We start from the raw sequence: 26,647 nt of genomic DNA, 5'->3' as shown, positions 1-26,647 counted from the left end.
TGATATCGATGAGCAAAATTATCGGCATTGACTTAGGAACAACGAACTCTTGTGTAGCGGTGCTAGAAGGCGGTGAGCCAAAGGTTATCCCAAATCCGGAAGGAAACCGTACGACTCCTTCTGTTGTGGCGTTCAAAAATGGGGAGCGCCAAGTAGGGGAAGTGGCGAAGCGTCAGGCGATTACGAATCCAAACACGATCATCTCTATTAAGCGCCACATGGGTACGGACTACAAAGTGGAAATTGAAGGAAAACAATATACGCCACAAGAAATTTCGGCGATTATTTTACAATATTTAAAATCTTATGCAGAGGCGTATTTAGGAGAGCCTGTAACAAGAGCGGTGATTACTGTTCCGGCTTATTTTAACGATGCGCAGCGCCAAGCGACAAAAGACGCAGGGCGCATTGCTGGATTAGAAGTGGAGCGCATCATCAACGAGCCGACAGCCGCAGCGCTTGCTTACGGTCTTGACAAAATGGATGAAGACCAAACGATCCTTGTGTACGATTTAGGTGGCGGTACATTTGACGTGTCGATTTTGGAGTTGGGAGATGGCGTATTCGAAGTAAAAGCAACAGCCGGGGACAACCATCTTGGCGGGGATGATTTCGACCAAGTCATTATCGACTATTTAGTGGAACAGTTTAAAAAAGAACACGGCATTGATTTAGCAAAAGATAAAATGGCGTTACAGCGCTTAAAAGATGCCGCTGAAAAAGCGAAAAAAGACCTTTCTGGTGTTACGCAAACACAAATTTCGTTGCCGTTCATCAGCGCGAATGAAACGGGTCCGCTCCATTTAGAAACGGCATTGACACGCGCGAAATTCGAAGAGCTGTCCGCTCATCTTGTTGAGCGCACGATGGGCCCTGTGCGTCAGGCGTTGAAAGATGCCGGATTAACACCAGCTGATATCGACAAGGTCATTCTTGTCGGCGGTTCTACGCGCATTCCAGCGGTTCAGGAAGCGATCAAAAAAGAAATCGGCAAGGAACCGCACAAAGGCGTGAACCCTGACGAAGTTGTAGCGATCGGTGCGGCCATCCAAGGTGGGGTCATTGCCGGCGACGTAAAAGATGTTGTATTGCTTGACGTTACGCCGCTTTCATTAGGTATCGAAACAATGGGCGGTGTATTCACAAAGCTGATTGAGCGCAATACGACGATTCCAACAAGCAAATCGCAAATTTTCTCAACAGCCGCGGACAACCAAACAGCTGTAGATATTCATGTCTTGCAAGGAGAGCGCCCAATGGCGGCAGACAACAAAACACTCGGCCGCTTCCAGTTAACGGACATCCCACCAGCGCCGCGCGGTGTTCCGCAAATTGAAGTGACGTTCGATATCGACGCGAACGGCATTGTGCATGTACGCGCGAAAGATTTAGGCACAAATAAAGAGCAGTCGATTACGATTAAATCTTCATCCGGTCTGTCAGAAGAAGAAATTCAGCGGATGGTGAAGGAAGCAGAAGAAAACGCGGAAGCGGATAAAAAGCGGAAAGAAGAAGCCGAGCTTCGCAATGAAGCCGACCATTTAGTGTTCACGACGGAGAAAACGTTGAAAGAACTTGAAGGAAAAGTTGACGAATCTGAAGTGAAAAAAGCGCAGGAAGCGAAAGATGCGTTAAAAGCGGCGTTGGAGAAAAAAGATATCGAAGAAATTCGCACAAAGAAAAATGCGCTCCAAGAAATCGTTCAACAATTGTCGGTCAAATTGTACCAGCAAGCGGCGCAACAGGCGCAAGCACAACAAGCAGGTGCGGAAGGCGCAGAGAAAAAAGACGACAATGTCGTTGATGCGGAGTTTGAAGAAGTTAAAGATGATAAGTAAACATAGCGAAAAGTCAAAGTCAGGCCTGTCTTGGCTTTGACTTTTTTTCTAGTGGAAAGATGTAGAGATAGAGATGATCTATTGCATTGATAAATAAATCAATGATACAATTAGCTTTATGTGAGTGAATCGGGAGTGGATGATGATGACGAAACGAGATTATTATGAAGTTCTCGGAGTAAGCAAAACAGCGACAAAAGATGAAATCAAAAAAGCGTACCGAAAACTTTCCAAACAATATCATCCAGATATTAATAAATCGCCGGATGCGGAAGAAAAGTTCAAAGAGATTAAAGAAGCTTACGAAGTATTGAGCGACGACCAGAAGCGGGCCCATTACGATCAATTTGGCCACGCCGATCCGAATCAAGGCTTCGGCGGATTCCGAAGCGACGATTTTGACTTTGGCGGCTTTAGTGGTTTTGGCGGGTTTGAAGACATTTTCAACTCTTTCTTTGGCGGCGGCAGACGGCGCGATCCGAATGCCCCGAGAGCAGGAGCCGACTTGCAATATACGATGACGTTAACGTTTGAGGAAGCCGCGTTCGGGAAAGAAACGGACATTGAAATTCCGCGCGAGGAAACATGCGAGACGTGCCACGGTTCTGGAGCGAAGCCGGGAACGAAGAAAGAAACTTGCTCGCATTGCCGTGGAACGGGGCAAATCAGCATTGAACAGGCTACGCCGTTTGGCCGCATTGTGAATCGCCGCGCTTGCCATTACTGCGGCGGTACAGGGCAGTTCATTAAAGAGAAATGTGCGACATGCGGCGGAAGCGGTCGCGTGAAAAAACGGAAAAAAATTCATGTGAAAATTCCAGCGGGAATCGATGATGGTCAACAATTACGCGTTGCTGGGCAGGGAGAACCGGGAGTAAACGGAGGTCCTGCTGGCGATTTGTATATTGTGTTCCGCGTGGAACCGCATGAATTTTTTGAACGCCATGACGACGATATTTATTGTGAAATCCCATTGACGTTCGCTCAAGCCGCTCTCGGTGATGAAATTGAAGTGCCGACTCTTCACGGAAAAGTAAAACTGAAAATTCCGGCTGGCACGCAAACAGGAACGAAATTCCGACTGAAAGGAAAAGGTGTGCCAAATGTGCACGGATACGGACATGGGGATCAGCATGTGATCGTTCGCGTCGTGACACCGACGAAATTAACAGAAAAACAAAAACAATTGCTGCGCGAGTTCGATCAGTTAGGTGGCCACAGCATGCACCAAGGGCCACATGACAGCTTTTTTGAGAAAGTGAAAAAAGCATTTAAAGGGGAATAAACACATTTATGAAATGGTCAGAAATTAGCATTCATACGACGCAGGAAGCGGTTGAGGCGATTTCGAATATTTTGCATGAAGCAGGCGCTGGCGGAGTGGTTATTGAAGATCCATTTGATTTAACAAAAGAGCGTGATACGGCGTTTGGGGAAATTTATGAGCTCAACCCCGATGACTATCCAGATGAAGGGGTTATTATTAAAGCGTATTTGCCTGTTAACAGCTTTTTGGGCGAAACCGTAGAAGAAATCAAACAAGCAATTAATAACTTAATGCTTTATAATATCGACGTTGGAAGAAATAAAATTACCATTAGCGAAGTAAATGAAGAAGAATGGGCGACAGCTTGGAAGAAATATTACAACCCTGTGAAAATTTCAGAAAAGTTTACGATTGTGCCTACATGGGAGGTGTACGAGCCGGTTTCAAGCGATGAGTTTATTATCGAATTGGACCCTGGCATGGCATTCGGCACAGGAACCCATCCGACAACGGTCATGTGTATTCAGGCGTTGGAGAAATGTGTACGCTCTAACGATGATGTTATTGATGTTGGAACCGGATCAGGTATTTTAAGCATCGCAGCCGCTATGCTCGGAGCGAAATCAGTAAAAGCGCTCGATTTAGATCCAGTTGCGGTTGACAGCGCAAAACTGAATGTGAAATTGAACAAAGTGCAAAATACGGTATCTGTATCACAGGGGAATTTACTGGATAACGTAAAGGAACCGGTCGATATTATTGTAGCGAATCTTTTAGCTGAGATTATTTTGCGTTTTGTAGATGATGCGCATCGTTTGTTAAAACAAGGCGGTTATTTTATTACATCAGGAATTATTCAAGCGAAAAAGCAAGAAGTAAAAGACGGACTCATCAAAGCTGGATTTGTCATTGAGGAAACCCTTGTCATGGAAGACTGGGTTGCATTAATCGCAAGAAAAGCATGAAAAGAAGGTGTCGGTTTGCAACGGTATTTTGTTTCAAGCGACCAAGTCATTGATAATCAAATCGTCATCGTGGGGGACGATTATCACCATATGGTACGCGTCATGCGCATGAACGAAGGTGACACCGTCATTTGTTGCGATGAAAAAGGTCATGCAGCATTGTGTGAAATTGAACGAATTTCCAGTGAGAATCTTACCCTTCGCATTATAAAATGGGTAGAAGAACAGAGGGAACTTCCTGTTCGCATTTATATTGCGCACGGGTTGCCAAAAGCAGATAAATTCGAGCTTGTCGTCCAAAAAGGCACAGAACTTGGCGCATTTTCCTTTATCCCTCTTCTTTCGGCTCGCTCTGTCGTGAAGTGGGAAGAGAAAAAAGCCGGAAAGAAGCTAGATAGATGGAAAAAAATCGCCAAAGAAGCTGCCGAGCAGTCGCAGCGCACGCGAATTCCTGATATTTATGAGCCGATGACTATCGAGCAATTAATTGAATTTGCCAAGGCAATGGATCACTGTGTCGTTGCATATGAAGAAGAGGCAAAACAAGGCGAAACATCTGTTTTGCGAAGCATTTTATGTCAAATGAAACCGGGCGAGTCGCTACTTGTTGTGTTTGGGCCTGAGGGAGGTTTCTCCGAGCATGAAATACGTTTATTACATGATTGCGGCTTTTTGCTATGTGGTCTTGGCCCGCGCATTTTGCGGACGGAAACGGCTCCCCTTTATGTACTAGCTGCTGCATCGTATGAGTGGGAATTAAGGTGAGGTGAGAACATTGGCAACAGTGGCTTTTCATACGTTAGGATGCAAAGTGAATCATTATGAAACAGAGGCCATTTGGCAGCTATTTAAGCAGGCAGGTTATGAGCGGAAGGAATTTGAAAGCCAGGCTGACGTGTATGTCATTAATACGTGTACAGTAACAAACACCGGGGATAAAAAAAGCCGGCAGGTCATCCGGAGAGCGATCCGGCAAAATCCTGACGCCGTTATTTGCGTTACCGGTTGTTATGCGCAGACTTCTCCAGCAGAAGTCATGGCGATTCCTGGCGTCGATATTGTCATTGGAACGCAAGACCGTGCTAAAATTCTTGACTATATTGAACAATTTAAGCGGGAGCGCCAGCCGATTAACGGTGTAAGAAACATTATGAAAACGCGCGTCTATGAGGAATTGGACGTTCCTGCGTTTACAGACCGCACGCGCGCATCTTTAAAAATTCAGGAAGGATGCAATAATTTCTGTACGTTTTGCATCATCCCATGGGCGCGCGGCCTCATGCGTTCCCGCGATCCAAAGGAAGTGATCCGCCAGGCGCAGCAGCTCGTAGATGCCGGCTATAAAGAAATTGTTCTAACTGGCATTCACACGGGCGGTTACGGAGAGGATATGAAAGATTACAATTTAGCGGCATTGCTGCGCGATATTGATGCGCAAGTTGTCGGCTTAAAGCGGCTTCGCATTTCATCGATTGAGGCAAGCCAAATTACGGATGAAGTGATCGATGTGCTGAAAACATCCAATAAGATTGTCCGCCATTTGCATATTCCGCTTCAATCCGGTTCAAACAGCGTCTTGAAGCGAATGCGCCGCAAGTATACAACGGAATTTTTTGCGGAGCGGCTAGCGCAATTGCGTGAAGCATTGCCTGGATTGGCTGTGACATCTGATATCATCGTCGGCTTCCCTGGGGAGACGGAAGAAGAGTTCATGGAAACGTACAACTTCATTCGTGATAATCAATTTTCAGAACTCCATGTGTTCCCGTATTCGAAGCGAAATGGAACGCCTGCAGCTCGTATGCCAGATCAAGTGGACGAAGAAGTGAAAAACGAGCGCGTTCATCGCCTTATCGCTCTTTCTGACCAACTCGCTAAAGAATATGCATCGCAATTTGAGGGACAAGTACTTGAGGTCATTCCGGAAGAGCGGTATAAGGAAGAACCGGAAAGCGGCTTATATGTCGGATATACGGACAATTACTTAAAAGTAAAATTCCCAGCAACAGAAGAAATGATCGGTCAGCTTGTCAAAGTTAAAATTACAAAGGCAGGCTACCCGTATAACGAAGGGGAATTTGTCCGCGTTGTATCGGACGAGGTAGCCGGACAAATGAAATTAAGTTCGTAACCCAGCGTTTTGTGCTGGGTTTTTTGTTTGAAGGAACTAGTTTTTGAAAATGAAAAATGGTATGATGATTGAGGTCAGACTTCTTTAACAGGAGAAAGGAGATATACTTCATATGGCAAATAACATTGCAAAAATGATTGATCATACGCTATTGAAAGCGAATACAACAAAAAGTCAAATTGTTCAATTATGCGAAGAGGCAAAAAAACATGGATTTGCTTCTGTTTGTGTAAATCCGACGTGGGTAGTGACTGCTTCCGAGCTTCTAAAGGGCACAGATGTTAAAGTATGTACGGTTATAGGGTTTCCTCTCGGCGCTAATACACCGGAAACAAAAGCGTTCGAAACGAAAGATGCAATCGAAAAAGGCGCGACAGAAGTCGATATGGTTATCAATATCGGAGCTTTAAAAGACGGCGATGACGAGTTGGTGAAACGCGACATTCGCGCTGTTGTCGATGCGGCGAAAGGAAAAGCGCTTGTTAAAGTGATTATCGAAACGTGCCTGCTTACGGAAGAAGAAAAAGTGCGAGCTTGCCGCTTAGCAGTCGAGGCAGGGGCTGATTATGTGAAAACATCGACGGGATTTTCCACCGGCGGCGCGACGGTCGAAGACATCGCATTGATGCGGCAAGCGGTTGGACCAAACATTGGCGTGAAAGCATCGGGCGGCGTTCGCGATCTTCAGGGAGCTGAAGCGATGATTCAGGCCGGTGCAACGCGAATCGGCACAAGTTCGGGAGCGGCGATTGTTCAAGGGAAAACAGCTTCATCTGACTATTAATCTATTTTTTATGTACAAACATAATCCATGATTCAATGGAACGAGTGAATGGCAAAGCAACGACAGAACAAATGACGTTGAATAAGACGCTGACGTGCGCAAGCTGCACATCTGGTTTCGGGGTCAATAGGCCGACAAAAGCGGCCAACGGATGAATCCAAAAATAAAACAGCCCGACACCGACAACGTTGAACCATAAATGTGTATAAGCGGTTAATTTCGCTTCTCGGCTTGCCCCGATACTTGCTAAAAGCCCAGTCACACATGTCCCGATGTTGGCGCCGAGGAGAATGGCAATACCTGCTGGCACATTCAGCAAGCGTTCATGGAGAAACCCCATTGTAATGCCGATGGTGGCTGCGCTCGAGTGTATGATGGACGTTAATACTGTACCGACAAGGATTCCTAATAGATGTGAGTGATTCGTTTGCTCTAGCCATTTGTAGACAAGAGGATAAGATGAAAGCGGCTTGGCAAGAGCGCTAAATCCTTCCATCGCAAAAAACAAGCAAGCAAGCCCAGCGAGTGTCATTCCTATACTATAGCCAACGCGATGGCGAACGAAAAAAACAAGAAATGATCCAATCAGCAACATAGGGATGGCGCCTCTTCCGAGATCAAGAGTAATAATTTCGGTTGTAATCGTTGAGCCGATATTGCTGCCTAAAATAATGCCAATCGATTGTCGGAATGTTAAATAGCCCGTTGCGACAAGACCGACAGTAATCACCATCATCGCTGAACTGCTCTGCAGGAGCGCTGTAATGAGCGTGCCCGTGAGAAAGCTTTGAAAAGGGGTTTTTGTAAAGTGCATGAGCCATTTCTTTAACCGATGGCCGGAAAGCATGTAAAGGCCTGATTTCATCATAAACATACCAAGCAAGAAAATGCCTATATATAAGGAAAATAATATAAATAAATGCATCATGCTTCTCTCCCTTCTTCACCATTGTATGGACAAGAGAGGGAGAGAATGACAGCTTTTTTAGTTGACCTGCTGTAAAGGATATATTATAATTGACAAGTACATGTCTAGTAACACAAATGCAAGTGGCGTTGTTCGGAGGGAGGGAAGTAGAATGTCAAAAACAATCGTTCGCAAAAACGAATCGCTTGAAGATGCTCTTCGTCGCTTCAAACGTGCTGTTTCAAAAACAGGTACGTTGCAAGAGGCAAGAAAGCGTGAATTCTATGAGAAGCCAAGCGTAAGACGCAAGAAAAAGTCTGAAGCGGCTAGAAAGCGCAAGCATTAAAAGAGGGTGTATTTATGGGTCTTCTTGAACGTTTAAATGATGATATGAAACAAGCGATGAAAAACAAGGAAAAAGAAAAACTCTCCGTCATTCGGATGGTGAAAGCGTCGTTGCAAAACGAGGCGATTAAACTTGGCAAAAGCCAGCTGTCTGAGGATGAAGAGCTGACTGTACTTTCTCGCGAATTGAAACAACGTAAAGACTCCCTCCAAGAATTCGAAAACGCTGGTCGTTCAGACCTTGCCGACAAAACAAAAGAAGAAATTCGTATACTTGAATTATATATGCCTAAACAGCTAACTGAAGAAGAGTTAACGGAAATCGTAAAGCAGACGATTGCCGAAGTTGGAGCTTCTTCGAAAGCGGACATGGGAAAAGTGATGGGAGCCATCATGCCAAAAGTAAAAGGAAAAGCGGATGGTTCACTTGTCAACAAACTTGTTCAACAACACCTGGCATAAAAAAAGAAGGTTTTGCTTTAAAGCAAAACCTTCTTTTTTTATGCCGGTTGTGCTATATGCCCCTTTTTTTTCATATGTATGAGATGAAAGGGGGTTCGTTTTGATGGTAAAAAAATGGCGCCAGCAAGTGAGAAATTGGTTAACGAATCAATTGGAACTGCCTGCCGATCTTGTGATGGACCTTCCTCGCATTACGATGATTGGACATATACATATTTATATCGAAAACCATCGTGGTTTGCTAACATTTAGCGATAAAGAATTGCGTTTGCTGTTAAAACAGGGGCAGCTGCTCGTTCGCGGTGAACAGTTTGTCATTAAGACCATTTTACCGGAAGAAATTTTACTCGAAGGAAAAATAAACCATGTAATCTATTTAGAGGAATAGTGGTCAAGGAGGAAGACAATGAAGAACAAATGGCTTAATTTTTTTTACGGGAGCGTAAAACTTAAGGTGCAAGGAAGAGGAGTAGAACGGTTTATTAATGCTTGCTTACGCAACGGGATATATATTTGGAGCGTCAGAAAACAAAGTGAAAATACAGCAACTTTTTTTATCCTTTTGAAAGATGTACCGCGCATGCGTACTGTTGTACGAAAAAGCGAATGTAAAATTTTTTTTATAGGAAGAAGCGGGTTTCCTTTTTTAGTGAAAAGGACGATAAAAAATAGCGGGTTTGTTATTGGGCTTTTATTATTTTTTACCGTTGTATTTTTGCTCTCAAACATGGTGTGGGATATGCGTGTTCAAGGTGCCAAACCGGAAACGGAGTACCGCATTTTAAAAGAATTAAAACAAATGGGGGTTGAAAGGGGAGCGTTTCAATTTCTTCTTGCCCCTCCTGAAACAATCCAGCAAAAATTGACGGAACGCATTGAAACGATCACATGGGTAGGAGTTGAATTAAAAGGGACTACCTTTTATTTTCAAGTCGTGGAAAAAAAGAAACCGAAGGAACCGGAAAAAATTCCTGTCCGCCATTTAGTAGCCAAAAAGAAGGCAGTTATTACTAATATGTTTGTTGAAGAAGGGCAGCCGCTTGTGTCTGTTCACGACTATGTAACAAAAGGACAAGTTTTAGTATCAGGGATTATTGGAACAGAAGGCAAAACGAAACTCGTGCCAGCCCGGGGAAAAATTTTTGGCGAAACATGGTACAAGTCTAGCGTTGTCCTACCGCTCAATGCTGTTTTTCATGTGTTTACTGGAAAGTATATTGAGAAAGATTATATAACAGGGAAGTTTTTTTCGATTCCTGTCAAAGGATTTAAAAACCCGCAGTTTAAACATTATAAAATTGAAAAGCAAAAAAAGGCGTTTCGGTTTTGGCGTTGGGAACTGCCGATCTTTTATGAGCGGGTCATTTATCGAGAAACAGAGGAAGTAAAACGAACCTATTCGTGGAATGAGGCGTTTCAAAAAGCAAAAGAGATCGCGCGGAACGAGCTAAAAACAAAATTAGAGGAAGATGCTTCCATTAAAGGAGAAAAGGTTTTGCATGCGGTGAGAGAGAATGGTAAAGTAAAAGTAGAGATTCATTATCAAGTCATTGAAAATATTGCGATACCACAACCTATTGTTCAAGGAGACTAGAGAATGTCAGAAGAGTTTGTGACAATAAGCCAACAATTAGAAAATGCAAATGAAGCGATTTCCCTTTTTGGCACTCATGACGTTCACTTAAAACGAATTGAACAAGAGTTAGGCGTTTCGATTGTGACAAGAGGGGAAGTCGTACATGTCTCTGGGAGCCATGAAAATGTTCAGCTCGTTGACGATATATTGCGCCATTTATTAATCATCATTCGCAAAGGAGTCACCGTTAGCGAGCGGGATGTTATGTATGCTATTCAAATGGCGAAAAACGGGACGCTTGAATATTTTACTGAACTGTATGAAGAAGAGATCACAAAAAATGCAAAAGGAAAGCCGGTTCGCGTAAAAACGTTAGGACAGCGCCACTATGTAGCGGCAATTAAAAAACATGACCTCGTATTTGGCATTGGCCCAGCTGGAACAGGAAAGACGTACTTAGCGGTTGTCATGGCTGTGCATGCGCTAAAAAATGGCCATGTAAAGCGCATCATTTTAACGCGTCCAGCGGTAGAGGCTGGTGAAAATTTAGGTTTTTTGCCGGGAGATTTAAAGGAAAAAGTCGATCCATATTTGCGGCCGCTTTATGATGCGCTTCACGATATATTGGGAACCGACCATACACAACGCCTTATTGAGCGAGGAACTATTGAGATTGCACCGCTTGCCTATATGCGCGGTCGCACGCTAGAAGATGCGTTCGTCATTTTAGATGAAGCGCAAAATACGACACCATCACAAATGAAAATGTTTTTAACTCGATTAGGATTTGGATCGAAAATGGTGATCACAGGAGATATTTCTCAAGTCGACTTGCCAAAAGGCGTCCAGTCCGGGCTTGCAGCTGCGAAGGAAGTTTTATCGTCCGTCGGTGGAATTTCCTTTATCTTTTTAGAACAGGCAGACGTGGTTCGTCATCCGCTTGTCGGAAAAATCATCGAGGCGTACGATCGTGCAGGAATATGAAGAGAATCAGTATATTGATTTTTCCTTTTGAAGTGTGTTTATGATATGATGAGAAGAGAAAGCGTGCATGTAAGATGAATGGCTTTAGCGAATCGGCCAGCACCTCGTCTGTAATGGAAATATTTTACTGAACATGTTCTTGGCCACTCTAATAACAATGTAAGGCCCATTTCGAGAATGGGTCTCTTTTTATCGTAAAGTTATATTCGCTATCAGGTGTGTTGATTATCCAATAAAAACCAATTAACATTGCTTGATTCCTAGCTTTTCTGCCTCTGGTTGAACAATAACATCAACGGACAAAATTCATTTGCCTGCAAAGCGTTCATTGTTCGAGGGAGCCATGCTTGCCGACCTCGGCAGAAAAGCCAGTGTTTAGCCATACTATTTTGTTTTTTTAAGTAAAATAATGGATCAACAACACTTGTGATTCGCTATAAAATTGAAGAAAAGGTGAGGCAAAAAAGATGAGGCTACATATTGATTGGATTGATGAGACGAATGAGGTAACAGCAGATCAAACCAATCTGATTGCAGAACTGTTAAATTATGCAGCGGAAGTTGAGCACGTTCCCGCTGGAGCGGAAGTAAGCGTTTCGTTCGTTGATAATGAACGCATTCGTATCATTAACCGGGAGTACCGCGGAAAAGATCAGCCGACTGATGTGATTTCATTTGCTTTAGAGGAAATGGGGGAAGGAGAAATTGAAATTGTCGGAGCGGAGATGCCTCCGATGTTAGGCGATATTATTATCTCTGTTCCGAAAGCAAAAGAGCAGGCAGAAGAGTACGGCCATTCGCTAATGCGTGAACTCGGATTTTTAGCGGTGCATGGCTTTTTGCATTTATTAGGATATGACCATGAAACAGAAGAAGAAGAAAAAGAAATGTTTGCAAAACAAGAACAAATTCTTGAACAATATGGATTAAGGCGTTAGGCAATGAGCGAGAGAAGCAAACGATGGAAACGGTTTCTTTATGCTTGGTCGGGAATTGTGGCGGCAGTAAAAGAGGAAATACATATGAAAATACATCTCGCTTTTGCTGCCTTAGCCATTGTTCTTGCTAGCACTTTTCATATTACCAAATGGGAATGGCTCGTACTTTTATTAACAATTGGTTTAGTTATTAGCCTAGAAATGGTCAACACAGCAATCGAACGCGCCGTTGATTTGGCGACAAAAGAAATTCATCCGCTCGCAAAAGCGGCAAAGGATATAGCTGCTGGGGCGGTTTTCGTCAGCGCGATTATTGCTGTGGTGATAGGATGCATTATTTTTATACCGTACATGATTAGATAAGAAAATTCGAATTTTTCTGTTATATTTACATGAAGAGAGATGAAATTTTTCTCAATTTCTTGTAAAATGAAAAAGAGGAGTTCTTTCCTCTAGTTAGAAAGGAAGAGCATTGTTGAATACGTCATGGTTAATTGAAGAAGCGAAAAAGGCAAGGGAATATGCTTATGTGCCGTATTCTCAATTCAAAGTGGGTGCTGCTTTATTAACGAAAGACGGTAAAATATACCGTGGCTGCAATATTGAAAATGCCGCTTATAGCGCATGCAATTGCGCCGAACGAACTGCGCTGTTTAAAGCGTATTCGGAAGGCGATCGAGATTTTGCGGCGCTCGCGGTCATTGCCGATTCTTCACGTCCAGTTCCGCCTTGCGGAGTATGCCGCCAAGTCATTTCCGAATTATGCCCATCGGATATGAAAGTCATTTTGGCGAATACTAAAGGAGACGTTACGGAGCTTACAGTAAAAGAATTATTGCCAGCAGCATTTTCAGCGGAGGATTTGCATGATTAGGACAGGATACAAATCAGGATTTGTTTCGATTATTGGTAGACCAAATGTTGGAAAATCAACGTTTTTGAATCGCGTCATTGGGCAAAAAATTGCCATTATGAGCGACAAACCGCAAACGACACGCAATAAAATTCAGGGCGTGTACACAACTGATGATGTGCAAATTGTTTTTATTGATACACCTGGAATCCACAAGCCGAAGCACAAGCTAGGCGACTTTATGATGAAAGTAGCGCAAAACGCCCTAAAGGAAGTTGATCTCATTTTGTTCATGATCAACGCTGAGGAAGGATTGGGACGCGGGGACGCCTTTATTATAGAACGGCTAAAGGAAATTAACACTCCGGTATTTTTAGTGATCAATAAGATTGATCAGGTTCACCCTGATGAACTGCTGCCGCTTATTGACCAGTATAAATCGCTCTATCCGTTTGCCGAAATTGTTCCGATTTCCGCTTTGCAAGGAAACAATGTAGAAACATTAATTGAGCAAATAAAGAAGTATTTGCCAGAAGGTCCGCAATATTATCCGGCTGACCAAGTGACGGATCATCCAGAGCGGTTTATCATTGCAGAACTCATTAGAGAAAAAGCCCTTCATTTAACGCGGGAGGAAGTTCCGCATTCCATTGCGGTAGTCATTGATTCGATTGAACGCCGGGAAGATAGCCATGCCGTCTATGTAGGGGCGACGATTATCGTCGAACGCGATTCGCAAAAAGGTATCATTATTGGAAAGCAAGGCCGGATGCTGAAAGAAATCGGCCAGCGCGCCCGCATGGATATTGAGGGATTGCTTGGTTCTAAAGTGTTTTTGGAATTGTGGGTTAAAGTGCAAAAAGATTGGCGCAATAAATTGTCACAGTTGCGCGATTTCGGATTCCGGGAAGACGAATATTAACAAATTTTGTGTAACATAAACGGTTTGTAGGGAAGCAACCTATAAGTAAACTATGAAGCAAGATCTGTTCCCTAACAAGGACGGCTCTAAGCTTTATAATAAGCGATCCTACAGGCGGAAAGGTGTGGTTCGATGCTAGAATTTACGTGGAAGTTGTTCAGCCAAACGGGCAATATTGACACATATCTCCTTTTTAAAGAACTTGAAAGGGAGCATCAGCCAAATGGCGATGAACAAGAACAAGAGTTAGCGGAAATGGACCAGCCGATTTTCTAAGCTGCTTTTTCTCAGCTTGGTGGTGATCATATTGTTTGAAAAATGTGAGGCGATTGTACTCCGTACCACCGATTACGGAGAGACAAATAAAATTGTTACGCTGTTGACAAGGGAATGGGGAAAGGTGGCTGTGATGGCTCGTGGGGCAAAAAAGCCAAGCAGCCGCCTTTCCTCTGTTACGCAGTTGTTTACATATGGTCATTATTTAGTGCAAAGAAGCCGCGGAGTGGGGAGCTTGCATCAAGGAGAAGTCATTGATGCATTGAGGGCGATTCGCGAAGATATTTTCGCTACAGCATATGCTTCATATATTGTTGAATTAACTGACAAAATTACAGAGGAGAGGCGCCCCAATCCGTATTTATTTGAACTGCTGCTGCAAACACTAAAGTATATGAACGATGGGTTCGATTTAGAAATTCTTACATATATTTATGAGATGAAAATGTTGAACATCATCGGCCTATATCCTTCGCTAGACGAATGCGCGATTTGCAAGCAAAGCGTGGGGAAATTTTCCTTCTCCGTAAAAGAAGGAGGATTTCTGTGCGACCAATGTGCGGTGAAAGATCCGTATCGCATTTCCCTTTCTCCTGCAGCAGTAAAGCTTTTGAGGTTATTTTATTATCTTGACTTATCAAGGCTGGGTAAAATTTCTGTGAAAAAAGAAACGAAGGACGAATTGCACCGGGTCATTTCCGCCTATTACGATGAATATTCGGGTCTTTCGTTAAAAACGAGGCGCTTTTTAACACAAATCGAACAATTAAAAAATCGTCTGCAGTAAATAGGGCTGACCAAAAGAAGATGGGCAGCCCTTGTTTATATAAAATTCTTTTTTGAACAAAATGAATTTTCTTGATTTCTCTTTGCAAAACCATTCATTAAGTTATAATATTTTCATATGAGCATAGCGCTTTTAGTTTTTTAGCAAGGTGGTGAATAACGATCGAACTCAATAAACGCCAAGAACAAATTTTGCAAATTGTAAAAGATCACGGCCCAATTACGGGAGAGAGCATTGCAGAAAAATTGAACTTAACAAGAGCAACATTGCGTCCCGACTTGGCGATTTTAACAATGGCTGGCTATTTGGAAGCAAGACCGAGAGTCGGCTATTTTTATACTGGGAAAACAGGGACCCAACTTTTGGCGGACCGGATCAAAAAAATGAAAGTAAGCGATTATCAATCCATTCCCGTTGTCGTCAACGAAAATGTCAGCGTATACGATGCGATTGTAACCATGTTCCTTGAAGATGTGGGAACGCTGTTTGTTGTGGATGAAGAGTCGCTCTTGGCTGGTGTCTTATCGAGGAAAGATCTATTACGGGCCAGCATCGGCAAACAGGAACTCACGTCGATTCCGGTGAATATTATTATGACGAGAATGCCTAATATTACTGTTTGCTACAAAGACGATCTGCTCATCGATGTCGCTGAGCGGTTAATTGAAAAGCAAATTGACGCAATGCCGGTCGTTAAAAAAACGGACAAGGGGTATGAAGTGATTGGAAGGATTACAAAAACGAACATTGCAAAAGCGTTCGTTGCGCTAGCAAAAGACGATTTGCTTTGAGGAGGTTGAAGATGAGCCAGCGTGTTGTATACGTCGTTTCTGACTCGGGAGGAGAGACCGCTGAATTAGTCGTAAAAGCAGCTGCAAGCCAATTTAATAGCGCGCTAATCCAATTAAAGCGAGTGCCTTATGTCGAGGATCCATCGACATTAAAGGAAGTTGTAGCGCTTGCGAAAATGAATGATGCTATCATTGCATTTACGCTCGTCGTACCGCAAATGCGCCAAATTTTAATCGAAGAGGCCGAGCGCGAAGGGGTAGAGGTATACGATATCATAGGTCCGCTTATCGAGAAAATGCGGGATTTATTTGGCATGACACCTCGTTATGAGCCAGGCAAAGTTCGCGTGTTAGATGAAGATTATTTCAAGAAAATTGAGGCGATTGAATTTGCGGTCAAATATGATGACGGGCGCGATCCGCGCGGCATTTTGCGTGCGGATATTGTATTGATCGGTGTATCACGTACATCGAAGACACCGCTTTCGCAATATTTAGCACATAAAAGGCTAAAGGTGGCGAACGTTCCAATTGTTCCGGAGGTCGAGCCGCCGGAGGAATTGTTCAAAGTGGCCCCGGACAAATGCTTTGGGTTAAAAATTAGTCCGGAAAAGTTAAACTCGATTCGGCGTGAACGATTAAAATCACTCGGTTTAGACGATAAAGCAATTTATGCAAACATGGAGCGGATTAAAGAAGAACTCGATTACTTTGATCAAGTCATTAAAAAAATCGGTTGTGACGTTATTGACGTCACAAATAAAGCGGTGGAAGAAACGGCAAATATTATTATGAAAAAGAGAAAGTTATAAAAGAAGCGAAGCATTGTGCTTCGTTTTTTTTTTTACACCATGTTTATAAAATTTTATGGCATATTTTCGATAGTTGTATTATAATAAAAAATTGTGATAAAAATAAATGTCAACATGTTTAGAGTACATATAGAACGAGTAAACTATTTATAGTTTATTGTCAAGAAACGGATGTCGACAAAATTCGTTTGTCGCATCAGGGGAGAAGCAGGATTTTCGAAAGCGATGTAGAATATAAAAAATATAGGAGGCGACATTTGACTATTTTTGTCGACGCTGATGCATGTCCTGTAAAAGGTGAAATTTTCGCTCTTGCTTGTCAATATAATATAAAGAGCGTTTTTGTATCTTCATATAACCATTTTTCTCATGATGAAGAAATGGAATGGGTATATGTAGATACAGAAAAAGAGGCGGTTGACTTGTATATTGTCAATCATGCACAAAAAGGGGACATCGTTGTTACACAAGATATCGGATTAGCGAGCATGCTAGTGAGCCGAGAAATTTGTGTTGTGTCCCCACGCGGAAAGGTATATGAGGAAAAAGAAATGGGGCAACAGCTCTACATTCGTCACCTTCATGCGAAGCTGCGCAAAAGGGGCATATACACTAAAGGCATCAAGCGTTTTTCAAATGAAGAACGAAATGAGTTTCGAAAAAGCTTCGAAAAAATTTTGTCGAAATTCGCAGGAAATAAGAGGTAGGCCGAGAATAATAACATTACGGAGTTGTTCGTATGGGATACCGTATTCCCGAGGAAACAATTGAAGAAATCCGGCGATCGATCGACATTGTCGACGTCATCAGCGATTATGTCCAGTTAAAAAAACAGGGACGCAACTATTTTGGATTGTGTCCATTCCATGGAGAGAAAACACCATCTTTTTCTGTTTCGCCCGAGAAACAAATTTTTCATTGTTTTGGATGTGGCGCAGGTGGAAATGTGTTTTCATTCCTTATGGACATAGAGGGTCTTTCATTTGTTGATGCCGCAGAAAGATTAGCAGCAAGGGCAAACATCGATTTATCGCATCTTGCGCGCGATGATCAGCGAAAAAGATTGTCGGAAACAAGCGATGCCAAAAAAATGATCGAAGCCCACGAACTTTTAAAGAAATTTTATCATCATTTGCTCATAAATACAAAAGAGGGGCAAAATGCGCTCGACTATTTACAAGCGCGCGGAATAGACCGCGAGCTGATCGACGGATTTGAGATTGGCTACTCCCCTCATTCATGGGATGTTGCTGTAAAGTTTTTAAAGGGTCATGGCTATTCGCTTGAACTAATGGAAAAAGCGGGACTTGTCATTCGCAAAGAAAACGGCGAGTATTTTGACCGCTTTCGCAATCGAATCATGTTTCCAATCCATAATCATCAGGGGGAAACAGTCGCGTTTTCGGGACGAAGCATGGGACATGAACAACCCAAATATTTAAATAGTCCGGAAACGCCGATTTTCCATAAAGGCAAAATTTTATATAACTTTCACCAAGCGCGGTTGCACATTCGGAAACATCAACAAGCTGTGTTGTTTGAAGGATTTGCAGATGTCATTTCTGCGGTGAAAGCAGGAGTGGCGAATGCAGTTGCGACAATGGGAACTGCGTTAACTGATGAACAGGCCCGCATCCTACGTCGCAATGTTGAGTCTATTGTTATTTGTTACGATGGGGATGCAGCGGGAGTTGAAGCAGCGTTCCGTGCAGCCGAATTGTTGGCACAGGCAGGCTGTCATGTGAAAATAGCAACGATTCCTGATGGCCTCGATCCCGATGAATATATTAAGAAGTTCGGCTCAGAGAGATTCCGGCGCGATGTGCTAGAAGCGGGCAGTTCGTTGATGGCATTTAAAATGGCATATTTACGAAAAGGGAAAAATTTGCAAAGTGAAAGCGACCAGATTCGTTATGTTGAAGAAGTGCTAAAAGAAATTGCTCAACTATCCAGTCCTGTTGAACGGGATTATTATTTGCGGCAGCTTGCGAACGAATTTTCTCTCTCATTATCGGCTTTGCAACAGCAGCTAGAAAGATACAAAAAAACGAAGGTCACGGCTTCCGAAATCGCAAAGCAGACAAAGGCGCTTTCACCTATGCAAAAAAAATTGTTTCCGGCGTTTCATAATGCTGAACGTATGCTGTTAGCCCATATGCTTCGAAGCCGAGATGTGGCTTTGGCTGTTCAGCGGGAAATCCAAGGAAATTTTAATATCGAGGAGCACCGGGCGATTGCAGCTTACGTATACGCTTTTTACGAGGAAGGAAATAGCCCGGATGTGAGCGCGTTGCTTGCACGTCTGCCCGACGAACTTAAGCCGCTTGTTACAGAGTTGTCGATGATGCTTATTAACGAGCATATTTCTTCACAAGAGCTAAATGATTATGTGAAACATGTGTTGAATTATCCGAAATGGTTAAAGCTAAAAGAAAAAGAGCAAGAAAAAATTGAAGCGGAGCGCCAGAAGGATTTTTTAAAGGCTGCTCGTATTGCTAAAGAAATTATTGAAATGAAAAAACTGTTATCCAGCTCATAATGTCGTTTGAAAGTTTTAGAAGGAGGGGACGAAATGGCTGAAAAATCAGCTCGTTCAAAACAAGTCGACTCTGATGCAACAGTAGAGCAAGCAAAAGAGCAATTACTGGAATTAGGAAAAAAGCGTGGAGTATTAACGTATGAGGAAATTGCCGAACGGTTATCTGGATTTGATCTCGACTCCGATCAAATGGATGAGTATTACGAGTACTTAACAGAGCAAGGTATTGATGTCATTAGCGAATCGGATTTAGACGACGACCCGGATTTAGATGATCTTGTGAAAGAGGAAGAATTTGACCTGAATGATTTAACAGTACCTCCTGGCGTTAAAATTAATGATCCTGTTCGCATGTATTTAAAAGAAATTGGCCGCGTTCCTCTTCTTTCCGCTGAAGAAGAAATCGAATTGGCCAAGCGCATTGAACAAGGCGATGAAGATGCGAAACGCCGCTTAACAGAAGCAAACTTGCGCCTTGTCGTGAGCATTGCCAAGCGCTATGTCGGCCGCGGCATGCTATTTCTTGACTTGATTCAAGAAGGAAATATGGGCTTAATTAAAGCTGTAGAAAAGTTCGACTATAGAAAAGGATATAAGTTCAGCACGTATGCGACATGGTGGATCCGCCAAGCGATTACGCGCGCGATTGCTGATCAAGCACGGACGATTCGCATTCCAGTTCATATGGTCGAAACGATCAATAAACTCATTCGCGTTCAGCGCCAGCTTTTACAAGATTTAGGGCGCGAACCATCTCCGGAAGAAATTGCCGAAGAAATGGATTTGACGCCGGAAAAAGTACGCGAAATTTTAAAAATCGCTCAAGAACCCGTCTCGCTTGAAACACCGATCGGTGAAGAGGACGATTCGCACTTAGGAGATTTTATTGAAGATCAGGATGCGACTTCTCCTTCAGAACACGCGGCCTACGAACTGCTAAAAGAGCAGCTTGAAGACGTGCTCGACACGCTTACAGATCGAGAGGAAAATGTGCTTCGCCTCCGTTTTGGGCTAGATGATGGACGCACACGCACGCTTGAAGAGGTCGGAAAAGTATTTGGCGTTACAAGAGAACGCATTCGCCAGATTGAAGCGAAGGCGCTTCGAAAATTGCGCCATCCAAGCCGCAGCAAGCGCTTAAAGGACTTTCTTGAGTGATGAGTTCTAACCTTAAGTTCTCGATCCATCGAATCATTGTGAAAAAAGAGGAATCCTCTTTTTTCACAAATTTATGCTTGCTTTAGCAACGATCGAGGACAAATAGTTTACTTCTAGTTTGCGGAAGTAAACTATTTTTATTTCCAAGTTGGAAAGGTCGATCGGCATGAATGGAAAACGGCGTGAAATCATTGTGCGGGAAATTGAATATTGGAAGCGCTCTCGTCTCCTTCCGGAACAATACTGCGACTATTTGCTCGCGCTTTATACCGAAGGCGATATTCCCAACTCGCATTCAGAAAGGCTGCGCACGTTTGCAGGGAAGCGCATTTTCTTGATATTGTTAATTTGTCTATTGTTTCCATCTGGTATTCTTGTCATTTATTTTACTGAATTGTCGTTTGTTTTGCAAATGCTCTTTTTGTCCTTTTTTATCCTAATTTGCTTTATCGGGGGATGGGCATGGAGAAAGGAAGCGAAGCTCATTCATCTTCCGCTTGTTAGCGGGGCGTTTTTATTGTTCCTTTCATCGATTCGGATCAGCGATTATTATTTTCCGAAAATGACATTTGTCTCAGGGATCACGATTTTTATTAATTGTTTACTATGGCTGGCGATCGGAATACGTTTTCGATTCCTTTATTTCACTATTTCTGGAGCAATTGGTATTCTATTATTGCTCGCTTCATTCTTTTTCTAGCTGCCGTTTTTTCGACGATTTTCAACGAGAATGTCATTTAGGGCTTTTCCTTCTTTTGAATTTACAGTAAAATAAAATTGTTTGTAGCGGTTACATTTTTAGGAGAGTGTATACATAAGGGAGGTAAAAACAATGAATCGAAATCCATTGATCCCGTTTGTACTCATTATGGTATTTGGGATTGGTCTTACGATCACTCTTTCATTCAAAGGGCTTGGCGATGCAAAGGAACTTGCGAAGGAGAAAGAAGGCGGCAATAAAACAGAACAAACGGCTGCTGCCAATCCGGAGGAGTTTTATAAACAAACATGTAGCGGCTGTCACGGTGTAAACTATGAAGGTGGCGTCGGTCCGTCGTTAAAAGGCGTCGGTAAACGTCTTTCTTTAGATCAAATCAAAGATGTCATCCAACACGGCCGCGGCAACATGCCTTCTGGACTTGTTCCACCTGAAAAAGCTGATGAAATGGCAAAATGGCTTTCTAAATTGAAATAATGACCGAATCCCCTTCACCTTAGGTGAAGGGATTTTTTGTTTATGGTACAATAGCGAAGAAATGACGCAACGGTGAAAGGAAGATACGATGAATGAGTTAAAGTTGTCGAAACGGCTTGAAACAGTTGTTTCGTTCATACCAAAGCAGTCAAGGCTGGCTGACATAGGCTCTGATCATGCCTATTTGCCTTGCTATGCCTATCTTCACGGTTACATAACGATGGCGGTGGCGGGAGAGGTGGCCGACGGTCCTTTTCGTTCAGCACAGCAGCAAGTCGAGAAAACCGGGCTTAGCCACGTCATTTCGGTGAGAAAGGGTGATGGCCTTGCCGTTATTCATCCGAGCGAGGTCGATTGCATCACGATCGCCGGAATGGGAGGGACGCTGATTGCGAACATTTTAGAAGATGGGAAGGAAAAGCTAGAAGGAGTAAAGCGCTTGATATTGCAGCCGAATGTCGGTGCGCATATCGTGCGGAAATGGTTAGTTGACAACGATTGGGAATTAATAGATGAGCGCATTTTAGAGGAAGACGGCCAAATTTATGAAGTGCTTGTAGCAGAAAAAGGAAGCGGACTAAAACCGTATCACCGCCTTGAAGCAGAGTTATTGGTTGGACCGTTTTTGCTGCAAGAACGCAATGGAGTTTTTTTAAAAAAATGGAAAAGTGAAGTAGGTCATTGGAAGCGGATCGTGGCGCATCTCGAGGCCAAAGGGACGACCGAAGAAAGCATAGCGAAAAAAGAGGAATTGGAACGAAAAATTCGGTTAGTAGAGGGGGTTTTGCAATGAGTAAGATTCCAAATGGATATGAAGTGATCCAACTGTTTGAACGATTTGCACCAAAACATTTAGCGATGGAAGGGGATCCGATCGGCCTGCAAATCGGCACGCTTAATAAACCGATTCGGACGGTAATGGTCGCTTTAGACGTTCTTGAGAATGTAATTGATGAAGCAATAGAGAAAAGTGTCGATTTAATTATTGCTCACCATCCGCCAATTTATCGCCCATTGAAACAAGTTGTGACCGAACAGCCGCAAGGCCGCATTGTTGAAAAATGCATTAAACACGATATTGCCGTATATGCGGCTCATACTAATTTAGATATCGCCCAAGGCGGAGTCAATGATTGGCTCGCTGAAGCGATGGGGCTTCAGCACGTAGAAGTGCTTGTTCCTACATACGAGGAAGCGCTGAAAAAATTAGTTGTCTATGTTCCAAAAACACACGCGGATGTTGTGAGAGAGGCGCTCGGTAACGCGGGTGCCGGCCATATCGGCAATTATAGCCATTGTACGTTTAACAGCGATGGCGTCGGAACATTTTTGCCGCAGGAAGGAGCAAATCCTTTTATCGGTGAAAAAGGTGCGCTCGAAAAAGTTGAGGAAGTGCGAATTGAGACGATTTTCCCTGCTTCGCTGCAAAAAAAAGTGATTGCGGCGATGCTCAAGGCTCATCCGTATGAAGAAGTGGCGTATGATATATATCCGCTTGAAAATAAAGGGCGCGTATGGGGTTTAGGGCGAATCGGACAGCTGCCGCAAGAGATGACGCTCGCTGAGTTTGCTGAACACGTAAAAAAGTCGTTGGATGTCCCAAAAGTTCGCGTAGTTGGGGATTTGCAAGACAAAATTAAAAAAGTAGCAGTTGTCGGTGGCGATGGGAATAAATATATTTGGCAGGCGAAAATGAGCGGAGCGGATGTGTATGTAACAGGAGATATCTACTATCATGTAGCACATGACGCAATGGCGATGGGCCTAAACATCATCGACCCTGGACATAATGTAGAAAAAGTAATGAAGCAAGGCGTCGCTCGCTTTTTAAAACAGGAATTTAGCAAGCAAAAATGGGCAACGACTGTTTATGCATCACAAGTGCATACCGACCCGTTTATGTTTGTTTAACGCGTTCGCCGACCCATTTTTTCTTCTATATTGTAGGTAGGAGATATCTATTCAAATACAAAAGGGTGCCGCAATACGGACACCCTTTTTAACATCATCACCGCTTCATCTCCCACTTCTACACCATATGTAGGAGAGAGAGATTCATTGTTCGTGCTTCGTCTTTACTTTTGGCAAAATTTTTTGTAGCGGTACTTTTCGTTCCCGTTTCCATGTCTCAGGATTATTCGGATCAAACTGTTCAAGAAATTCGATGACTTCCTTTGTAATCGGCGTCGGTGTTGATGCGCCTGCGGTAACAGCTACTTTTTTAGCGTTTTTAATCCATTCAATGTCAATTTCTGTTACATCGGCAACACGGTATGCTTTTGTTCCAGCAATCTCCTCAGACACTTGGGCAAGACGGTTTGAGTTGTTGCTTCGCGGATCGCCGACAACGATGGTGACATCTGCATCTTTCGCTTGATTAGCCACCGCTTCTTGACGCACTTGGGTAGCCAAACAAATTTCTTTATGCATTTCTACATGCGGATATTTTTCTTTTACTTTCTCCATAATATGAGCAACATCCCATTGGCTCATCGTCGTTTGGTTTGTGACCATAACACGGTCGCTTTGAATCGCCAATTTCGCGACATCGTCGACCGTCTCGACAAGATGAATGCGCTCTGGATCGATGCCGATGGCTCCTTCCGGCTCAGGATGCCCTTTTTTGCCAATGTAAATGATTTCATATCCGTTCGCTAGTTTTTCGCGAATTAAATCGTGTGTTTTCGTAACATCTGGGCATGTGGCGTCGATGGTGACAAGTCCTTTTTCACGAGCGCGTTTTTTGACTTCCGGCGACACACCGTGAGCGGTAAAAATGACGGTTCCATGATCAATTTGCTCGAGAATTTCCAAGCGGTTTTCCCCATCGAGCGTGATGATGCCTTCTTCAGCGAACGCATCAGTTACGTGTTTATTATGAACGATCATTCCTAAAATATAGATCGGTCTCGGCAACGTCGGGTCCAACGCGGCGTTTCTCGCCATCACCATGGCATCCACCACTCCATAACAGTAGCCGCGCGGCGTAATTTTAATCACTTCCATAACGCAAAGATCCTCCTTCAACAGGGCATTAGAACACTCCCTTTTCATTATATCGGAGAAGGAGGAAGAACACAAAGAAGAATTAAATGTACAGCTTAGGGGTAGATGGCCTCGGTTCTTGAACAGTTTTTTCTTTTGCCGCTCGTTTGGAGGTCGGCAACTCGCGTTGAACATTAGAAGCAGGCTTGTCGCTTCCTTTTGATTGTTGTTTTTGCGCTGTCTGCGGTTCTTGCTGTTCCTTTTCTTCTTCGCTCTCGTCTGTTGATTTGAGTTCTCTAAATATTTTCATCATCGCCGGGAGATTTTTAATCAACGGGCCATATTGCTGTACCATTGGGACAACGTTCTGAGCGATCCCGAGCATTTTTTGCACATTGCCGAGCATGCCTGTAATTCCTCCGCCCGTCGTTCCCGCACTACTTGCGATATTCTGCATAGCCGGCATCGAGAAAAATGGGGATGACGGCGTCGGCATTGCCGGAGTCCGGGAAAACAGTCTTGCTAAAAATCCGCCCATTCCCGGTCTTGAATACATGGCTTGCTGTGGAAATAATGAGTTCATAAATGGAAACGGCCGGGACGAGGAAGTTGGGAACATAGGGGGACGTATCATCTGTGTTCCTCCTTTCTTATAGGTCACTTCTATCATAAAATATGCCACTATCCTAAAAAGTGTTTTTTATTTAGACGGCTGCCTATTCTTGCAGGGAAAAGCCAAAATCAGCTATAATGGTAAATCGGGTTTGTTTAGCGGCATGAAATAGGAGACGAAAGGAGAGGAAAGTGTGAAAGAGACATTGTTCGAACGGTTTTCGTTTCAACCTTTTATTATAGAAGCTATTAAAGACCTCGGCTTTTACAAACCGACAGAAATTCAAGAGCGGCTGATTCCGGGGATTCTTCGCGGGGAAAGCGTTGTCGGACAGTCGCAGACGGGAACCGGCAAGACGCATGCATATTTATTGCCGATCATTGAAAAAATTGATCCATCGCGCGAGGAAGTGCAAGCAGTGATTACGGCGCCGACACGTGAGCTTGCGACGCAAATTTATCATGAAATATTAAAAATTACAAAATACAGTCCGAAAGAGGCAGCGATTACGGCCCGTTGTTTTGTTGGGGGAACGGATAAGCAAAAGACGATCGAGAAATTAAAAAAACAGCCGCACCTTGTTGTCGGAACACCTGGAAGAATCAACGACCTGATTCGTGAACAAGCGTTATCTGTACATACTGCTGCGACGCTTGTAGTGGATGAAGCAGACTTGATGCTTGATATGGGATTTATTTTCGATGTGGACCAAATTGCATCGAGAATGGTTAAAGAATTGCAAATGTTAGTATTTTCTGCGACGATTCCAGAAAAATTAAAACCATTTTTGAAGAAGTATATGGAGAATCCGAAATATGTTCATGTCGACCCGAAGCAAGTAACTGCTGAAAAGATTGAACATGTGCTCATTCCGCTTCGTCATCGCGATAAAATGAAATTATTATATGATCTACTCGTTGCGTACAATCCGTATTTAGCCATTGTATTCACGAATACAAAAAAGATGGCGGACGAGGTCGCTGACGCGTTAAGTGAAAAAGGATTAAAACCGGGGGTATTGCACGGTGATTTAACACCGCGGGAACGAAAAAAAATGATGAAGCAAATTCGTGATCTTGAATTCCAGTACATTGTTGCGACGGATTTAGCAGCGCGCGGCATTGATATTGAGGGAGTCAGCCATGTCATTAATTACGAATTGCCGAGTGATTTGGAGTTTTATGTGCACCGTGTCGGAAGAACAGCGCGGGCAGGGTATACCGGAACAGCTGTGACAATTTATGAACCTTCCGATCAAGATACGCTGACAAAGCTTGAAAAAATGGGGATTCAGTTTCTCCACCGTGATCTTGTGCGCGGAGAATGGACAGACTTGCCGGCGTGGAATCAACGAAGCAAGCGGGCAAGACAAGAGGGAGAAATTGAGAAGCTTGCGAAAAAAGCTGTTGCAAAGCCGAGAAAAGTCAAACCAGGATATAAGAAAAAAATGCAAGAAGAAATCGAAAAAAGAAAAAAACGGCTACGCCGCTTAAAAAATAAATAAGGCGGCATCGAAAGA

Annotated in this window: 30 protein-coding genes; 27 read left to right on the top strand and 3 right to left on the bottom strand. The window is 43.4% G+C overall.

Annotated features, from left to right (window positions below):
* Positions 1–8: 8 nt before the first annotated feature.
* The 6 genes from dnaK to deoC all read left to right on the top strand — a co-directional run bounded on the left by dnaK (position 9) and on the right by deoC (position 6,985).
* Positions 9–1,838, top strand: a complete 1,830-nt coding sequence (dnaK, locus tag N667_RS0101140; RefSeq protein ID WP_027407854.1) for a molecular chaperone DnaK — start codon at positions 9–11, stop codon at positions 1,836–1,838.
* A 145-nt stretch (positions 1,839–1,983) separates the two neighbouring features.
* Positions 1,984–3,123, top strand: a complete 1,140-nt coding sequence (gene dnaJ, locus N667_RS0101135; RefSeq protein ID WP_027407853.1) for a molecular chaperone DnaJ — start codon at positions 1,984–1,986, stop codon at positions 3,121–3,123.
* Positions 3,124–3,131: 8 nt separating this feature from the next.
* On the top strand, positions 3,132–4,070 hold the full coding sequence (gene prmA, locus N667_RS0101130; RefSeq protein WP_027407852.1) for a 50S ribosomal protein L11 methyltransferase: 939 nt from the start codon (positions 3,132–3,134) through the stop codon (positions 4,068–4,070).
* Between the two features lie 15 nt (positions 4,071–4,085).
* The gene (locus N667_RS0101125; RefSeq protein WP_027407851.1) at positions 4,086–4,835 is read left to right on the top strand and encodes a 16S rRNA (uracil(1498)-N(3))-methyltransferase; all 750 of its coding nucleotides are present in this window, start codon (positions 4,086–4,088) and stop codon (positions 4,833–4,835) included.
* Between the two features lie 10 nt (positions 4,836–4,845).
* Positions 4,846–6,201, top strand: coding sequence for a tRNA (N(6)-L-threonylcarbamoyladenosine(37)-C(2))-methylthiotransferase MtaB (mtaB, locus tag N667_RS0101120; RefSeq protein ID WP_027407850.1), 1,356 nt, complete (start codon positions 4,846–4,848; stop codon positions 6,199–6,201).
* Between the two features lie 112 nt (positions 6,202–6,313).
* Complete coding sequence (gene deoC / locus N667_RS0101115; protein WP_027407849.1) at positions 6,314–6,985, top strand: deoxyribose-phosphate aldolase; 672 nt, start codon at positions 6,314–6,316, stop codon at positions 6,983–6,985.
* Position 6,986: 1 nt separating this feature from the next.
* Here deoC and N667_RS0101110 read toward each other — a convergent pair whose 3' ends face one another.
* Positions 6,987–7,913 (bottom strand): Na/Pi symporter, encoded by a 927-nt coding sequence (locus tag N667_RS0101110; protein ID WP_027407848.1) that lies wholly within the window; start codon positions 7,911–7,913, stop codon positions 6,987–6,989.
* Between the two features lie 151 nt (positions 7,914–8,064).
* Here N667_RS0101110 and rpsU point away from each other — a divergent pair, with 151 nt between their 5' ends.
* The 20 genes from rpsU to N667_RS0101010 all read left to right on the top strand — a co-directional run bounded on the left by rpsU (position 8,065) and on the right by N667_RS0101010 (position 23,441).
* Positions 8,065–8,238 carry a 30S ribosomal protein S21 gene (rpsU, locus tag N667_RS0101105; protein WP_027407847.1) on the top strand — a complete coding sequence of 58 codons (174 nt, stop codon included), beginning with the start codon at positions 8,065–8,067 and terminating at the stop codon, positions 8,236–8,238.
* A gap of 14 nt (positions 8,239–8,252) precedes the next feature.
* Entirely contained in the window at positions 8,253–8,699 is a 447-nt protein-coding gene (locus N667_RS0101100) for a GatB/YqeY domain-containing protein (RefSeq protein ID WP_027407846.1), read from the top strand.
* A gap of 103 nt (positions 8,700–8,802) precedes the next feature.
* On the top strand, positions 8,803–9,087 hold the full coding sequence (gene yqfC / locus N667_RS0101095) for a sporulation protein YqfC (RefSeq protein ID WP_027407845.1): 285 nt from the start codon (positions 8,803–8,805) through the stop codon (positions 9,085–9,087).
* Positions 9,088–9,105: 18 nt separating this feature from the next.
* Positions 9,106–10,293, top strand: a complete 1,188-nt coding sequence (gene yqfD, locus N667_RS0101090) for a sporulation protein YqfD (protein WP_027407844.1) — start codon at positions 9,106–9,108, stop codon at positions 10,291–10,293.
* A 3-nt stretch (positions 10,294–10,296) separates the two neighbouring features.
* Positions 10,297–11,259, top strand: coding sequence for a PhoH family protein (locus N667_RS0101085; RefSeq protein WP_027407843.1), 963 nt, complete (start codon positions 10,297–10,299; stop codon positions 11,257–11,259).
* A gap of 467 nt (positions 11,260–11,726) precedes the next feature.
* Positions 11,727–12,197, top strand: a complete 471-nt coding sequence (gene ybeY / locus N667_RS0101080; protein WP_027407842.1) for an rRNA maturation RNase YbeY — start codon at positions 11,727–11,729, stop codon at positions 12,195–12,197.
* Positions 12,198–12,200: 3 nt separating this feature from the next.
* The gene (locus N667_RS0101075; protein ID WP_027407841.1) at positions 12,201–12,560 is read left to right on the top strand and encodes a diacylglycerol kinase family protein; all 360 of its coding nucleotides are present in this window, start codon (positions 12,201–12,203) and stop codon (positions 12,558–12,560) included.
* 112 nt (positions 12,561–12,672) lie between these two features.
* Positions 12,673–13,071 carry a cytidine deaminase gene (locus tag N667_RS0101070; protein ID WP_027407840.1) on the top strand — a complete coding sequence of 133 codons (399 nt, stop codon included), beginning with the start codon at positions 12,673–12,675 and terminating at the stop codon, positions 13,069–13,071.
* Positions 13,064–13,972, top strand: coding sequence for a GTPase Era (gene era / locus N667_RS0101065; RefSeq protein ID WP_027407839.1), 909 nt, complete (start codon positions 13,064–13,066; stop codon positions 13,970–13,972). Before N667_RS0101070 ends, era begins: the two co-directional genes overlap by 8 nt.
* A 132-nt stretch (positions 13,973–14,104) precedes the next feature.
* On the top strand, positions 14,105–14,248 hold the full coding sequence (locus tag N667_RS19240) for a YqzL family protein (protein WP_084278796.1): 144 nt from the start codon (positions 14,105–14,107) through the stop codon (positions 14,246–14,248).
* A 31-nt stretch (positions 14,249–14,279) separates the two neighbouring features.
* Positions 14,280–15,035, top strand: coding sequence for a DNA repair protein RecO (recO, locus tag N667_RS0101055; protein ID WP_027407838.1), 756 nt, complete (start codon positions 14,280–14,282; stop codon positions 15,033–15,035).
* A 161-nt stretch (positions 15,036–15,196) separates the two neighbouring features.
* On the top strand, positions 15,197–15,826 hold the full coding sequence (locus N667_RS0101050; protein WP_269528340.1) for a helix-turn-helix transcriptional regulator: 630 nt from the start codon (positions 15,197–15,199) through the stop codon (positions 15,824–15,826).
* 11 nt (positions 15,827–15,837) lie between these two features.
* A complete protein-coding gene (locus tag N667_RS0101045; protein WP_027407836.1) occupies positions 15,838–16,638 on the top strand; it encodes a pyruvate, water dikinase regulatory protein in 801 nt (266 codons plus the stop codon).
* Between the two features lie 257 nt (positions 16,639–16,895).
* Positions 16,896–17,345, top strand: a complete 450-nt coding sequence (locus tag N667_RS0101040) for a YaiI/YqxD family protein (protein WP_027407835.1) — start codon at positions 16,896–16,898, stop codon at positions 17,343–17,345.
* A gap of 32 nt (positions 17,346–17,377) precedes the next feature.
* Entirely contained in the window at positions 17,378–19,177 is a 1,800-nt protein-coding gene (dnaG, locus tag N667_RS0101035) for a DNA primase (protein WP_027407834.1), read from the top strand.
* Positions 19,178–19,210: 33 nt separating this feature from the next.
* Positions 19,211–20,335: an RNA polymerase sigma factor RpoD gene (gene rpoD / locus N667_RS0101030; RefSeq protein WP_027407833.1), complete on the top strand. Its 1,125-nt coding sequence runs from the start codon at positions 19,211–19,213 to the stop codon at positions 20,333–20,335.
* Between the two features lie 166 nt (positions 20,336–20,501).
* The gene (locus N667_RS0101025; RefSeq protein ID WP_027407832.1) at positions 20,502–21,035 is read left to right on the top strand and encodes a hypothetical protein; all 534 of its coding nucleotides are present in this window, start codon (positions 20,502–20,504) and stop codon (positions 21,033–21,035) included.
* 132 nt (positions 21,036–21,167) lie between these two features.
* Positions 21,168–21,530, top strand: a complete 363-nt coding sequence (cccA, locus tag N667_RS0101020; protein ID WP_027407831.1) for a cytochrome c550 — start codon at positions 21,168–21,170, stop codon at positions 21,528–21,530.
* An 88-nt stretch (positions 21,531–21,618) separates the two neighbouring features.
* A complete protein-coding gene (locus N667_RS0101015; protein WP_027407830.1) occupies positions 21,619–22,323 on the top strand; it encodes a tRNA (adenine(22)-N(1))-methyltransferase in 705 nt (234 codons plus the stop codon).
* Positions 22,320–23,441, top strand: coding sequence for a Nif3-like dinuclear metal center hexameric protein (locus N667_RS0101010; protein WP_027407829.1), 1,122 nt, complete (start codon positions 22,320–22,322; stop codon positions 23,439–23,441). The genes N667_RS0101015 and N667_RS0101010 overlap by 4 nt, the downstream gene beginning before the upstream one ends.
* A gap of 144 nt (positions 23,442–23,585) precedes the next feature.
* Here N667_RS0101010 and N667_RS0101005 read toward each other — a convergent pair whose 3' ends face one another.
* Positions 23,586–24,536 carry a 4-hydroxy-3-methylbut-2-enyl diphosphate reductase gene (locus N667_RS0101005; protein WP_027407828.1) on the bottom strand — a complete coding sequence of 317 codons (951 nt, stop codon included), beginning with the start codon at positions 24,534–24,536 and terminating at the stop codon, positions 23,586–23,588.
* Positions 24,537–24,618: 82 nt separating this feature from the next.
* The gene (gene vrrA, locus N667_RS0101000; protein WP_027407827.1) at positions 24,619–25,149 is read right to left on the bottom strand and encodes a VrrA/YqfQ family protein; all 531 of its coding nucleotides are present in this window, start codon (positions 25,147–25,149) and stop codon (positions 24,619–24,621) included.
* A 172-nt stretch (positions 25,150–25,321) separates the two neighbouring features.
* Between vrrA and N667_RS0100995 the strand changes: the two genes are divergently transcribed.
* Positions 25,322–26,632 carry a DEAD/DEAH box helicase gene (locus N667_RS0100995; RefSeq protein ID WP_027407826.1) on the top strand — a complete coding sequence of 437 codons (1,311 nt, stop codon included), beginning with the start codon at positions 25,322–25,324 and terminating at the stop codon, positions 26,630–26,632.
* Positions 26,633–26,647: the final 15 nt, after the last annotated feature.

The sequence above is a fragment of the Anoxybacillus tepidamans PS2 genome, from assembly GCF_000620165.1.
Lineage (GTDB): Bacteria > Bacillota > Bacilli > Bacillales > Anoxybacillaceae > Anoxybacteroides > Anoxybacteroides tepidamans_A.
The sequence above is the reverse complement of the archived record's forward strand: the minus strand, read 5'-3'. Positions and strand labels throughout refer to the sequence as shown.

Bases quoted from the DNA above. Each gene is read 5' to 3' on its own strand.
- N667_RS0101110 (WP_027407848.1), bottom strand. From the start codon at position 7,913: ATGATGCATTTATTTATATTATTTTCCTTATATATAGGCATTTTCTTG.
- dnaK (WP_027407854.1), top strand. From the start codon at position 9: ATGAGCAAAATTATCGGCATTGACTTAGGAACAACGAACTCTTGTGTA.
- dnaG (WP_027407834.1), top strand. From the start codon at position 17,378: ATGGGATACCGTATTCCCGAGGAAACAATTGAAGAAATCCGGCGATCG.
- N667_RS19240 (WP_084278796.1), top strand. From the start codon at position 14,105: ATGCTAGAATTTACGTGGAAGTTGTTCAGCCAAACGGGCAATATTGAC.
- prmA (WP_027407852.1), top strand. From the start codon at position 3,132: ATGAAATGGTCAGAAATTAGCATTCATACGACGCAGGAAGCGGTTGAG.
- dnaJ (WP_027407853.1), top strand. From the start codon at position 1,984: ATGACGAAACGAGATTATTATGAAGTTCTCGGAGTAAGCAAAACAGCG.
- era (WP_027407839.1), top strand. From the start codon at position 13,064: ATGATTAGGACAGGATACAAATCAGGATTTGTTTCGATTATTGGTAGA.
- N667_RS0101045 (WP_027407836.1), top strand. From the start codon at position 15,838: ATGAGCCAGCGTGTTGTATACGTCGTTTCTGACTCGGGAGGAGAGACC.
- rpoD (WP_027407833.1), top strand. From the start codon at position 19,211: ATGGCTGAAAAATCAGCTCGTTCAAAACAAGTCGACTCTGATGCAACA.
- N667_RS0101010 (WP_027407829.1), top strand. From the start codon at position 22,320: ATGAGTAAGATTCCAAATGGATATGAAGTGATCCAACTGTTTGAACGA.
- N667_RS0101085 (WP_027407843.1), top strand. From the start codon at position 10,297: ATGTCAGAAGAGTTTGTGACAATAAGCCAACAATTAGAAAATGCAAAT.
- cccA (WP_027407831.1), top strand. From the start codon at position 21,168: ATGAATCGAAATCCATTGATCCCGTTTGTACTCATTATGGTATTTGGG.
- rpsU (WP_027407847.1), top strand. From the start codon at position 8,065: ATGTCAAAAACAATCGTTCGCAAAAACGAATCGCTTGAAGATGCTCTT.
- N667_RS0101015 (WP_027407830.1), top strand. From the start codon at position 21,619: ATGAATGAGTTAAAGTTGTCGAAACGGCTTGAAACAGTTGTTTCGTTC.
- vrrA (WP_027407827.1), bottom strand. From the start codon at position 25,149: ATGATACGTCCCCCTATGTTCCCAACTTCCTCGTCCCGGCCGTTTCCA.
- N667_RS0101100 (WP_027407846.1), top strand. From the start codon at position 8,253: ATGGGTCTTCTTGAACGTTTAAATGATGATATGAAACAAGCGATGAAA.
- deoC (WP_027407849.1), top strand. From the start codon at position 6,314: ATGGCAAATAACATTGCAAAAATGATTGATCATACGCTATTGAAAGCG.
- N667_RS0101005 (WP_027407828.1), bottom strand. From the start codon at position 24,536: ATGGAAGTGATTAAAATTACGCCGCGCGGCTACTGTTATGGAGTGGTG.
- ybeY (WP_027407842.1), top strand. From the start codon at position 11,727: ATGAGGCTACATATTGATTGGATTGATGAGACGAATGAGGTAACAGCA.
- yqfD (WP_027407844.1), top strand. From the start codon at position 9,106: ATGAAGAACAAATGGCTTAATTTTTTTTACGGGAGCGTAAAACTTAAG.
- yqfC (WP_027407845.1), top strand. From the start codon at position 8,803: ATGGTAAAAAAATGGCGCCAGCAAGTGAGAAATTGGTTAACGAATCAA.
- N667_RS0101075 (WP_027407841.1), top strand. From the start codon at position 12,201: ATGAGCGAGAGAAGCAAACGATGGAAACGGTTTCTTTATGCTTGGTCG.
- N667_RS0101025 (WP_027407832.1), top strand. From the start codon at position 20,502: ATGAATGGAAAACGGCGTGAAATCATTGTGCGGGAAATTGAATATTGG.